The following is a 10218-nucleotide window of genomic DNA, read 5'->3' as shown; positions in this document are numbered from 1 at the left end:
CTCTTTTCTTTTGTGGGCGTCTCAGCGCCCCGGTGTTGCCACACCGGGACGGTTTGCTTTTACATCTTTTTCGAGCCTTGCTTTTTCATATATTCCAGTCGATGGATTTCGTCTAAGGCTTCCGTCAAAAAGGCCTCTGAAACATAGACCTCATCCTCAAAACCCTGGGGGACAATATTAATTCCCATCTCTATCGTGATTGTATAATATAGATTCAGTGCTGTTTCGTTCTCAAAAATATATTTCATACGACCTTCCCTACGGCCAGGTGCGGGATAAACATAATGTAGCAATTGTCCACCGCAACTCCGACCCCATATTTGTCTCGGTAACATTCGATGCAGTCCGCCAGATATTCTTCCGTCACTTCCAGGTACTCAGCGATTTCATATCTGTTTTGGCACCCGGATTCATAGGCTTGGATGATTCCTCTCAGTCCAATCAGTTTATTATAGGACCAGAATCTGGCCTGCCGTTCCTGCTTGCGGTTCTGAGAATTCTCCATATCTATAATATCGCCCACGCTGGTGTAATGGTGGCCGAGTTCTTCTGCTAAGACGCAGGCTTTTTCTGTGGTGGTCATCCCTTTGCGAAGATAAATGTCTTTTCCTTTTATCCGCCCATCATAAGTGCTGAAGGGGCGTTCTTTTATTCGAAGACCCTCTTCATCGGCGGCGGCTAACAGTGTTTCATATTTCATTGCCAACACCTCCGATAAAACAATATCATACTTGTTGTCCTATAAAATGGACTTAATCCAACATGTCTTCATCTGCCTGTCGTTCTTCATCCGTGAACTCACCCTTTGAGTGGTGGGCGGCGTTGACCTCAAGATGAGATGGTAACTCCACAATGTTTTCAGGTGTATGTTCTGTCAGAGCCCTTGAACGCTCATACTCTTTTTGGAGAGTGAAATCCACCATTTCTCTGCCGTGAGGATCTAGTTCATGATACTTACATAATAGATCAATATCCTTTTTTGTAATTAATTGTTTTTCTTTTTTAAATCCAAAAGCTTCGTCAACTGTAGTTCCATATATTTCGCATAATCTAAATAAAGTGTTGGCATCTGGCTGAGAATATCCAGTCTCCCAATGACCAATGATTTGTTGAGTTCTTCCAAGTATTTCTGCGACTTCTTTTTGCGTTTTTCCGCTGTCAGTACGGAGTCCTTTAAGGACAGCTCCAATCTCTTCCTTTGTCATGCAAACACCTCCTTGAGTGATTTAACTATACCATAGGAAATTTAGAAAATCAATATAAGAAACTCAAAAATTTAGTTTTTTATATTGACAACTAAAATAATGAGTGATATTATCTAGTTAACTCAAAAAATGAGTTTGGAGGTGAAAATATGGATGTAAGAGATAACTTGAAGAAGGTCATATCAGATAAGGGATTTATACAGGCATCCATAGCCAAAAAAGCAGGAATTTCTCCTTGCAAGCTTTCTGCGGTTTTATCTAAATCTCGGAAACTAGAGGCTAATGAAATGTTTAACTTATGCGAGGCGATGGATATAAGTCCCTGTGAATTAAAAGATTATGACTCAAATCATCCAGATGAGAAAGGAGAGTAAGGAGATGAAAAATAATAAAAAAAAGCACAATGATAAACTTTCGTCTAAAGAAGAGCGTATCCATTGTGCTAAGTGTGGCAGGAAAATACTTAAAACGGACAACTACTGCATGTATTGCGGAACGCCTACGGAAATAAAGTCTTTTTAGCAGTTTCGCTTATGACATCAATAAGAAGCTGGCGAAGAGAGTCTTTTATAATTTGTCCGGCATTTGCAATTCCTTTACGATATTTTGATATGGCAATAGGAGTCGTAGGTGTATCAACAATTAAATCAGGGATGGCACTTTTAATCAGTTCTTTAGAAGAACTATCTAATTCATCATCCAGAGAAAGGAGCTCTATTGCATTATCCAGTATTTTTTGTGTCCACGGATATGGAGATCCACAATTATAGCAATAGTAAGGTTTTTGGTAATCTCGGCTCCCAACTACAACAACCCCTTCTACATCGTAAAGACCACGTATAGGGGAATTACACTGAAGACAAACGGAGTACGTTTTGTTTCCGCATTGGGAACAAAATGTTTCAGCATTGGATTTACTGGGAGATACTACATGACCGTTTAGACAAATTGTAGCATTGCGATATGGCATTGTATACAGACCCCTTTCATTTTGAGTTAGGAAAATTATAACAGGTTTTCAGAATGGAAGAAAGAATAATTCGAAAAGAAACCAGAGGAAGAGAAGGAGGTGGTGTGACATGTATATCCATGAAGCGGTAAGAATGGCAATGGAAGAGAATAACTTAATCATCAGATCATCTGCAAAGATAGAAGAATCAACAAGATATGCTGCGATTAAGCCAACAAACACATATGACACATGCGTACTTGTTGTAATAGCAGACAAAAAGCAGAAAGAAGCTTGTCGTTGCTGGAATCCAACAGCAGACGATCTGATGGCTGATGATTGGGCCGTTTTAAGGAATGAATTTGGCGATGAAGTCAGCAATGCTGAGTAAGGTTTCTTTCTTCTGGTTTTCCATTTTGACAATGGCAGAATCGGTAAGGCTACAAGTATATACAGTGTTATCAGCATTGAAATTCTTAACAAATCCATTGCGGCCAAGTTCGCGAAGAGTATCCACGATATCCTCCAGCTCCCAATCAGGGAAGAGTAAGGACTGGACATTTTCAGCAGATCCAAACTCCTTGGATTGTGAGCGGGGGATGTGGTTATCACGACGAACAAGATATTCTTTGTACATATGGTACAAAACGGTTTTTGCTTCTTTAGTAAGCATAAGCAGAACTCCTTTCCTTGTACTCGGCTCTGGAGGGAGCCTGTAAGTAAATTATAAGAGAGAAAAAAGGAAAGGGCAAGAGAGAAGTAAGTCCAGACGTATTCACAGGAGAAGAGAAGGAGGTGGTATAAGTGGGCCTGAAAAGATGGGTGTTTAGAAAAGTAGGGGAAAAGGAAGCACAGAAAGAGAAACTGGAATATGAAAAAGCAGCGGACAAAAGGTATAACGATTATCTGTTACATAAAATACTTGCAAAGCTGGACTGGTTAGAGTGGAACTGTCATCCGCCTGTAAACTATCCGCTAATCATTATGGTTTCAATTATGACATCAGTGATAACAACGCTCGTGTTTACCCAGCTATAAAAATGGTGATTATCGTAGTTGCGGCAGAAACAATGATTGGAAGAAAGACGGAAGTAAAAAACAGATAGACGAAGTTTTTACGACGCAGTTCAAAATAATGAATCCCTTCGTGAGTGACATAGAAGGTGTATCTGTCAGGAGTGCCGCGGAGATCCATAATAAGACCAGCGTCACGAAGATATTCGAGAGCGCTGAATATCTCAGCATGATTTAGGACACGGAAAGGATAGTTGCCGCCCAAATACGCATCAAGGAAATGGGTTTGAATGGGTTTACCATTGTAGGTGGAATCATCCACATCGTAAACGCAGGAAATCAAAACGCGGACAGCGTCATAACTGAGGATTTTTCCCTGGGATGTTTTGTAAGGGATAAGAGAGTGGCTGAGAAGAAAAGTGCGAAGACAGATTATTAACCTTGGTTCGTTACGCGGTTTGCGCATAGAAGGAGCCCCCCTTTTTTTATACTCGGCCCAGCGGAGCCTGTAAACAAATTATAAAAGGGAGAAAAGGAAAGAGCAAGAGGGAACAACGAGAAGATAGGTAAAATTATTTTTCGAAATATTTTCTACGCTATCGCAAGGAGTATTAGAGGAACTGGAGGGATTAACGGATGGAACAAGCGGAAGCATTACAGGAGCTGAAGAGGATTCAGAGGATTCTGCCGGACTTGATCCTATGCTTGGCTGAGAAGGAAGAACGGGCACCGGTCCGGCGATATGAAAAGGCCGGATATTTTAAGGGGCTGTACGGGATCGGAGCCACGGCCTATCAGGGCCGGAGAAACGGAATCCGGGAACAGATCCAGAAAGGGAGATACCCAAAGGAGGCCATCCAGGACAGACTTGTAGATAAAGCGGTATTTTGGGATTATGCCAAATACGGATATATCCTGCGGCATTATCCAAGGAGAGCGCCGGAGTACAACGACCGACAATGCATGGAGGCGGCGTTGAAAATGGAGGGGAAAGATGAAAGCGAGGGAATTTAAGTACATCGAACCGTGGCCGATCAAGGAGGATACGCCATGGAAGAAAAAGAGGCAGATCCATCAAGCGGAATGGGCGGCGGAAAGGCTATTGGCAGCTATTTTTAAATTTGTATATGGGTTTGCGGGTGTTGCCACAATAGCCGCTATCTTGTGTATGGCGGACTACTACGGGCTGATCGAATTGTTTTAGGGAGGAAAAATGAAGAGATTAACAGTAAGCAGGATTGACGAGATTATCCAGACCCTGGAATCTGCGGAGCGCATAGACCACCGGACAGAGTATCACAAAACCATGGCGGTCTCATACCTTAAAAACTATGCAGACCTGCTGGACGGGAAAGGAATCAAAAGCGTAAAGCTGAAGGAAGGTGAAAAGAGTGAAAAAAGAGCAGTGGATACCGATCGCGGCGAGGCTGAAAGAGCCACTGAAAGAGATAGCCAGGATCGCTGACAATTACGAGTTGGAGGACATCATGATCGGGATCGGAAAGGGACCGGACGGTCTGGAAGCATGTGCGGTACTGGAAGGAGAGCGAAGACTGACGGCAACAGTAGAAAAGTCTGGAAGGATGGAGCTGGAAGAGAATGGGAAAATGTACTACGTGTCCAGATGAAAGGAAGCACAGGAGTGGAAAAGACCCAGAAAGAAGAGAAGAGACTCTATATCATCCGATACTCAGACGGGCTCATAAGCTGCCTTTACGGGAGCGGCGAAGAGGCGGTGAAAATGGCAGAGAAATATGCCGAAGAAAAGGATCTGACATACGTGATCATATAAAAAGAAAAGCGTCCGTTTGCCGCGGACGCCAGGCTTTCGCCTCACAGATGATACAAAAATAACCTATAGATACTATATCATCTGCGGGGCGGAAAGTCAAGGAAAACCGGGGATTTTCGCCCCGTTTTTAGACTCGATAAGAATATTAAAGTTAGGACCAGAGGATGAAAAAGAGATACAAAAAAGTAACCTATACATTCCCCAATGCCATAGAAGTCTATGAATACTTGGATGGGAAATATGGCGCCAGGGGAGAGCCAAGAAAAAAGAAAAAGAAGCCAACCCCGGAACAGATCAAAAAGCGGAACCAATGGAACAAGGAGAGGAAGGCCAGGCATAAGCTGCGGACCTGGTTTAGAAAGAATGATTACCTGGTCACTCTGACTTACCGAAAAGAGGAACGGCCGCAGGACATGAGGCAGGCTAAGAAGGAGTTGGCAGATTTCATTCGCCGGGTCAGGCGGGGGTACCGGAGGAAGGGGCAGGAACTAAGATACCTGCGGAACATCGAAGTAGGGACAAAAGGAGCCTGGCACATACATATCATAGTCAACCGAATCACAGACGCAGATCTGATCCTGAAGGAGGCCTGGCCCCACGGAGGGGTAGATTTTAAGCTGCTCTACGAGCAGGGAGAGTTTGCAGACCTGGCGGCATACATCACCAAGACCCCGGAGACAGACCCGCGGCTGAAGGAAGCCAGCTATCAGCCGTCCCGGAATCTGCCAACGCCAGAACCGAAAGTGAAGCGACTGGCCCGCTGGCGGAAGAAACCAAAAGAAAAGCCAGGATATTACATAGACAAGCCAAGTTACCACGAAGGGATAAACCCGGTGACCGGTTACAGGTACCGGTATTACGCATTAATATCGATCCACAGGAGGATTTAGGATGCAGGATTACGCGCAAAAGCAACTGGAAGAATTCCGCCAGGCCTTTGAGAACTGGCAGGATGAGCAAGAAAAAGACGAGGGATGGGAGCGGGTCGAGATGGACGATGAAGACCTGATCGGGCTGGCCTGCCAGATTGCGGCGGAGTATTACGGAGGAACAAAATGAAAAGAGCGACCAAGGAAAACATTGAGAAGATTAAGGGGAGTGTCAAGAGAGCGGTAAAGAAACACGGGGTAGTAGATGGATTTTATGTGATCGCCGGGTCCTGCACGGTATACGCAGGCACCGATCAGGAGCGGACCTTTACCGAAGGCCAGCTCAAGGAAATCTTTAAGGCGGCGATGGAGGAATGAAAGAGGTAAAAATCTATATCGAGACCAGCCTGGCGGGCCCCTGTGTGAAGGATGGTTGGTATGCAGCGGTACTGGAGTGCCAGACCGAGAAAGGGCCAGCCACAAAAGGATTCGTGGGCATGGAAGAAAAGACCACCTACAACCGGTCAACCCTCCTGGCAATGGTGGAGGCCCTGAAAAAACTGAAACCGTGCCGGGTATTGATCTATACCAACTGCGCATTTGTCATCAACACCTTCGAGAACGGTCGTCTGGAAGACTGGCGCCGCGCAGAGTGGCACAAGGCCAGCGGAGAAGAAGTCAAAAATAAAGAGCTGTGGAAACAGTTCTTGGAGGAAGGAAAACGGATGGAAAAAATCGGCTTCCGATTTAGTAAACATCACGATTATCGGCCTTTGCTAAAAGAAATGATCGCAGAAGAACAAAATAGATCAAGAGAAACAGCGGAAGCGACCGCCGGAAAACCTTAATTTTACAGAATGGGAGTGGCATTTTGACAGAAGGATTGATGTTCCCGAAGCCGGGAAAGAAAAAACGCCGAAAAAAACATGGCAAACCGCTGATATTTACAGAATCGGGACGGTGTTTTCTGTGCGAGGCGGAAGGGATTAAAAAACATCAAGAAACAGAACGGCACCACGTACTCTACGGTGCCGGGCAGAGAACCATCAGCGAAGCGGAAGGGTTTGTAGTAGACCTATGCCCCTATCACCACAGAACGGGGCCGAAGGCAGTCCATAACTGCCGGGAGACCAGAGAGTATCTCTGCAGACTCTTTCAGGCGGAATATGAGAAAACACATACCAGGGCAGAATGGATGGAAAAGGCTGGGAGGAATTACCTTGAATGAGTTTGAAAAATACTTTGGGCGTCATAAGGACTTGAAGATTGGGGACCGGGTGAGATACGAAAATGTCAGGGCAGCAGGAGGAACCCTATCAGGAGAGGGGGAGGTCATAGGATTTGGAAGATTTGGAGAGACCGATACCGTCTGGATCAAGAAAGAGGATGGAACCTTCCGGGGAGCGCCTTACGAAACAATAACAAAATTATAGCACCCACTGGGATGTATCACACGCAACCAGATAACCATAGCGGGCCCTGGCCCAGGGCGGCCAGGGAGAAAGGAGAACTATGTTAAGAGACCAAGTGAAGGACGTAAGAATAAGAGTGCCGGAATTGCTGAGGCAGAGAACGGGAGGATGCCGGTTTTGTGGCCAGATGATAACCGTAGAAGCACCGGGAGAATGGGAGGAAGAGAAAATAGACGAATTGGCAACAGAGTGTTGCGAATGCCAGGAGGCGGAAAACTACGCCTACAAAAAAAGGAAGGAGCGGGCAGTAGAAGCGATCATGAAACAATTTGGGCCATACCAGAAAACGGGGATCATCAGAGAGGGGACCATGGAACTGCTGGCGGAAATCGCCGACCAGGTGGTAGAGGACAAGATCCAGTCTGGAACCATCGATATCGGAGGCGGGCTGAAAGCGAAGATCGGTATCACGGCAAAAGGCGCCGTAAAGGTGGAGCGGAGCAAAACAGAAAAGGAGAGTAAAGAAGCATGATAGACTATCCAGAAATCTATGCCGTGGATTTTGACGGCACACTGAACCTGGCAGATCGATACCCGGAACTGGGCGAACCAAACCGGGAACTGATCAAGTTCCTGCGGGAAAAGCAGAGGCAAGGAGACAAGATCATCCTATGGACCTGCCGGGAAGGAGAACTCTTGGAGGCAGCAGTCCTATTTTGCATGGAGCATGGTCTGGCCTTCGATGCAGTTAACGACAACACAGAAGAAAATAAAGCGCACTGGGGAAACAACTGCCGGAAAGTGGCAGCCCATTACTATATCGATGACCGGAATCTCTTCCGGCAGGAATGGATGAAAGATGAAAGAGAGTACAAAAAACTAACATGCAAAGTATGCGGAAAAGAATTCGTGCCAACAAAGGAAGATAGGTATACAGGGAAAATCATTAATCTTATAGGCCCGGATGATTACTGGGACTGCTTTGACTGCCCGAAATGCGGGAGCCAGATTGTAGTAAATAAGCGAGTGAAAAAGGCGGGAGAATGAGGAAAGGAGAAAAAATGGAAAGAATTACAAAATCTAACATTGAAGAAATAATCAATCAACACCAGAGAGAAATTAATGAACTCGAATCAGAACTCAAACTAGTCAATACCCCAGGAGCAAAGCGAGCTATAAAAGATAGATTGTCTTACTTGAGAGACAACATGTATAGATATAAATTACAAGCAAAAGCATGGGGAGTAAATTAGGAAAAGGTGAAGGAATTGGATTACAAGAAAGAGATCATAGACAGGATTGAAAAAATAGCGGGAAAGTATTCCGCCTATGAAGTCTTTACAGACTGGATCAGGTGCTGCTCTCTATCGATCGCAAACGCAGTTACGATCATACATGGAAAAGTATGGAAAGATCGAGAAAAAATGTATATGGACACCATAAGCCGATACACAAAAGAAGAAGCGGAAATTTTTGTGGAAATGCTTGGACTGCTGGCTATGGCGCTGGAGGATAAAATGGAGGACGTGTTGGGAAGTATCTATATGACCTCAGGGATGGGAAGCAAGGCAGCAGGACAGTTTTTTACGCCATACCACTTAAGTGAGCTATGCGGGAAACTTGTAGCGCCGGACGAGGACGGGAAATATCGGGTCAATGAGCCGTCCTGCGGAGGGGGCGGGATGATCATAGCCACAGCCGCCGCACTAAAGGAAAAAGGGATAAACTACCAGAAAAACATGGAGGTAGCAGCCCAAGATCTGGATTGGAAAGGTGTGTATATGTGCTATCTCCAGTTAAGTCTTTTGGGAATCCGGGCTGTGTGTGTGCAGGGGGACACCCTGGCGGAACCATACATATCCAGCTATCCATCGGACAGAGTATTGTATACTCCTGCAAAGATGGGGGTGATCCTGTGAGGAAAGAGCTGATCGACAGGATCCTGCAAGCCCTGATCTCCGAGGATTGCTTCCGGCCAGAAATAGAGCAGGAATTAGAAATAATCCTGTCGGACTACGAGATCGGAAAAAGGAAAACAGAGGTTGCGGTAGTGCGGGAAGATGAAAACCAGATGATGGTGCGGAAATTTATAACCGCGAAGATCGTAAAGGGATTAAGCGAACGGACCATAAAGTATTACAAAGAGACGATCACGGAATTTTTAAGGCGGGCACAGAAAAACATATCCGAGATCACCGCGGATGATATCCGCCTTTTCCTGGCGATCCGAAGAAAAAAGGACGGAGTATCGGATATCACGGCAGGAAACGAACTGAGAAACCTAAGAGCGTTTTTTAACTGGCTATACATGGAAGAGCTGATCAGGAAAAACCCGGTCGCAAAAGTGGAAACGATCAAGTGTGCAAAACAAAAAAAGAAGGCATTTACAGAATATGAGATCGAATTAATCAGAGGCCAGTGCAGGACAACCCTGGAGAGGGCGATCATCGAAATCCTGTTATCCACAGGCTGCAGAGTAAAAGAGCTGGCGATGATGAAAAGAAGTGACATCGAAGGTGAATCGCTGATCGTACATGGGAAAGGAAACAAGGACAGGACGGTGTACCTAAACGCCAAGGCGCAGATTGCGCTAAGCGAGTATCTGGCGGACAGGAAGGACGGATCAGACTGGCTATTCCCGAAAGGAGTTCCGGCGTGCGAAAAAAGCGGAAACATTGTAAATAAAAAAGGGAAAGACTGGTATAAATATAAAAGCGCAGTCGTGGACGAGCCAAGAGATATCAGCAGCATAGAGGCCACCGTCAGAAAAATAGGGCGGAGAGCGGGAGTGGAGAAAACCCACCCACATCGGTTCCGCCGGACGTGTGCGACCTTGGCACTGAGAAGAGGGATGCCGGTAGAGCAGGTGTCAAAAATGCTGGGGCACGCCGGGCTGAATACGACCATGATCTATCTGGATCTGTCGGAAGAGGAACTGGAGCAGGCGCATAAAAAGTATGTAATTTAATCATTTTAA

At 45.6% G+C, this 10218-nt stretch carries 23 protein-coding genes and 1 pseudogene; 18 read left to right on the top strand and 6 right to left on the bottom strand.

Annotated features, from left to right (window positions below):
- Positions 1–59: 59 nt before the first annotated feature.
- From FND36_10370 to FND36_10360, 3 genes are read right to left on the bottom strand one after another with little or no spacing between them, the layout of a single operon-like run.
- Entirely contained in the window at positions 60–248 is a 189-nt protein-coding gene (locus tag FND36_10370) for a hypothetical protein (protein ID QDW74401.1), read from the bottom strand.
- The gene (locus FND36_10365; protein ID QDW74400.1) at positions 245–700 is read right to left on the bottom strand and encodes an ImmA/IrrE family metallo-endopeptidase; all 456 of its coding nucleotides are present in this window, start codon (positions 698–700) and stop codon (positions 245–247) included. The genes FND36_10370 and FND36_10365 overlap by 4 nt, the downstream gene beginning before the upstream one ends.
- A gap of 52 nt (positions 701–752) precedes the next feature.
- Positions 753–1205 carry a helix-turn-helix domain-containing protein gene (locus tag FND36_10360; protein ID QDW74399.1) on the bottom strand — a complete coding sequence of 151 codons (453 nt, stop codon included), beginning with the start codon at positions 1203–1205 and terminating at the stop codon, positions 753–755.
- A gap of 149 nt (positions 1206–1354) precedes the next feature.
- Here FND36_10360 and FND36_10355 point away from each other — a divergent pair, with 149 nt between their 5' ends.
- Complete coding sequence (locus FND36_10355; GenBank protein QDW74398.1) at positions 1355–1579, top strand: helix-turn-helix transcriptional regulator; 225 nt, start codon at positions 1355–1357, stop codon at positions 1577–1579.
- Positions 1545–1727 (top strand): zinc ribbon domain-containing protein, encoded by a 183-nt coding sequence (locus tag FND36_10350; GenBank protein QDW74397.1) that lies wholly within the window; start codon positions 1545–1547, stop codon positions 1725–1727. Before FND36_10355 ends, FND36_10350 begins: the two co-directional genes overlap by 35 nt.
- Here the strand turns inward: FND36_10350 and FND36_10345 are convergent.
- Complete coding sequence (locus tag FND36_10345) at positions 1705–2175, bottom strand: DUF2321 domain-containing protein (protein ID QDW74396.1); 471 nt, start codon at positions 2173–2175, stop codon at positions 1705–1707. The two genes, FND36_10350 and FND36_10345, sit on opposite strands and share 23 nt — an antisense overlap.
- A gap of 109 nt (positions 2176–2284) precedes the next feature.
- Between FND36_10345 and FND36_10340 the strand changes: the two genes are divergently transcribed.
- Positions 2285–2545, top strand: a complete 261-nt coding sequence (locus FND36_10340; protein ID QDW74395.1) for a DUF2829 domain-containing protein — start codon at positions 2285–2287, stop codon at positions 2543–2545.
- Here the strand turns inward: FND36_10340 and FND36_10335 are convergent.
- Positions 2504–2827: a hypothetical protein gene (locus FND36_10335; protein ID QDW74394.1), complete on the bottom strand. Its 324-nt coding sequence runs from the start codon at positions 2825–2827 to the stop codon at positions 2504–2506. The genes FND36_10340 and FND36_10335 overlap by 42 nt on opposite strands.
- A gap of 131 nt (positions 2828–2958) precedes the next feature.
- Here FND36_10335 and FND36_10330 point away from each other — a divergent pair, with 131 nt between their 5' ends.
- Entirely contained in the window at positions 2959–3192 is a 234-nt protein-coding gene (locus FND36_10330) for a hypothetical protein (protein ID QDW74393.1), read from the top strand.
- On the opposite strand, the gene FND36_10325 is transcribed toward FND36_10330, so the two are convergent.
- Positions 3179–3634 carry a hypothetical protein gene (locus FND36_10325; protein QDW74392.1) on the bottom strand — a complete coding sequence of 152 codons (456 nt, stop codon included), beginning with the start codon at positions 3632–3634 and terminating at the stop codon, positions 3179–3181. The two genes, FND36_10330 and FND36_10325, sit on opposite strands and share 14 nt — an antisense overlap.
- 170 nt (positions 3635–3804) lie before the next feature.
- On the opposite strand from FND36_10325, the gene FND36_10320 reads away from it, so the two are divergent.
- The 14 genes and pseudogenes from FND36_10320 to FND36_10255 all read left to right on the top strand — a co-directional run bounded on the left by FND36_10320 (position 3805) and on the right by FND36_10255 (position 10209).
- Entirely contained in the window at positions 3805–4182 is a 378-nt protein-coding gene (locus FND36_10320) for a hypothetical protein (protein QDW74391.1), read from the top strand.
- Positions 4163–4372, top strand: a complete 210-nt coding sequence (locus FND36_10315) for a hypothetical protein (GenBank protein ID QDW74390.1) — start codon at positions 4163–4165, stop codon at positions 4370–4372. Before FND36_10320 ends, FND36_10315 begins: the two co-directional genes overlap by 20 nt.
- Before the next feature lie 9 nt (positions 4373–4381).
- On the top strand, positions 4382–4633 hold the full coding sequence (locus tag FND36_10310; GenBank protein ID QDW74389.1) for a hypothetical protein: 252 nt from the start codon (positions 4382–4384) through the stop codon (positions 4631–4633).
- Positions 4560–4796: a hypothetical protein gene (locus FND36_10305; GenBank protein QDW74388.1), complete on the top strand. Its 237-nt coding sequence runs from the start codon at positions 4560–4562 to the stop codon at positions 4794–4796. Before FND36_10310 ends, FND36_10305 begins: the two co-directional genes overlap by 74 nt.
- A 328-nt stretch (positions 4797–5124) precedes the next feature.
- Positions 5125–5850: a hypothetical protein gene (locus FND36_10300; GenBank protein QDW74387.1), complete on the top strand. Its 726-nt coding sequence runs from the start codon at positions 5125–5127 to the stop codon at positions 5848–5850.
- Between the two features lie 165 nt (positions 5851–6015).
- Positions 6016–6207 (top strand): hypothetical protein, encoded by a 192-nt coding sequence (locus FND36_10295; GenBank protein ID QDW74386.1) that lies wholly within the window; start codon positions 6016–6018, stop codon positions 6205–6207.
- Positions 6204–6677, top strand: a complete 474-nt coding sequence (locus FND36_10290) for a hypothetical protein (protein QDW74385.1) — start codon at positions 6204–6206, stop codon at positions 6675–6677. The genes FND36_10295 and FND36_10290 overlap by 4 nt, the downstream gene beginning before the upstream one ends.
- A gap of 23 nt (positions 6678–6700) precedes the next feature.
- Complete coding sequence (locus FND36_10285) at positions 6701–7057, top strand: hypothetical protein (protein QDW74384.1); 357 nt, start codon at positions 6701–6703, stop codon at positions 7055–7057.
- Positions 7050–7262, top strand: coding sequence for a hypothetical protein (locus FND36_10280; GenBank protein ID QDW74383.1), 213 nt, complete (start codon positions 7050–7052; stop codon positions 7260–7262). The genes FND36_10285 and FND36_10280 overlap by 8 nt, the downstream gene beginning before the upstream one ends.
- 79 nt (positions 7263–7341) lie before the next feature.
- A complete protein-coding gene (locus FND36_10275) occupies positions 7342–7773 on the top strand; it encodes a hypothetical protein (protein ID QDW74382.1) in 432 nt (143 codons plus the stop codon).
- Positions 7770–8093 (top strand): annotated as a pseudogene (locus FND36_10270) (hypothetical protein). Before FND36_10275 ends, FND36_10270 begins: the two are co-directional and overlap by 4 nt.
- A 209-nt stretch (positions 8094–8302) precedes the next feature.
- Positions 8303–8494 (top strand): hypothetical protein, encoded by a 192-nt coding sequence (locus FND36_10265; protein ID QDW74381.1) that lies wholly within the window; start codon positions 8303–8305, stop codon positions 8492–8494.
- Between the two features lie 15 nt (positions 8495–8509).
- On the top strand, positions 8510–9160 hold the full coding sequence (locus tag FND36_10260; GenBank protein ID QDW74380.1) for an N-6 DNA methylase: 651 nt from the start codon (positions 8510–8512) through the stop codon (positions 9158–9160).
- The gene (locus FND36_10255) at positions 9157–10209 is read left to right on the top strand and encodes a tyrosine-type recombinase/integrase (GenBank protein QDW74379.1); all 1053 of its coding nucleotides are present in this window, start codon (positions 9157–9159) and stop codon (positions 10207–10209) included. Before FND36_10260 ends, FND36_10255 begins: the two co-directional genes overlap by 4 nt.
- Positions 10210–10218 lie beyond the last annotated feature (9 nt).

The sequence above is a fragment of the Lachnospiraceae bacterium KGMB03038 genome, from assembly GCA_007361935.1.
Taxonomy (GTDB): Bacteria; Bacillota; Clostridia; order Lachnospirales; family Lachnospiraceae; genus Massilistercora.
Note: the sequence above shows the minus strand (reverse complement) of the source record. Positions and strands in the feature narration are given on the sequence as shown.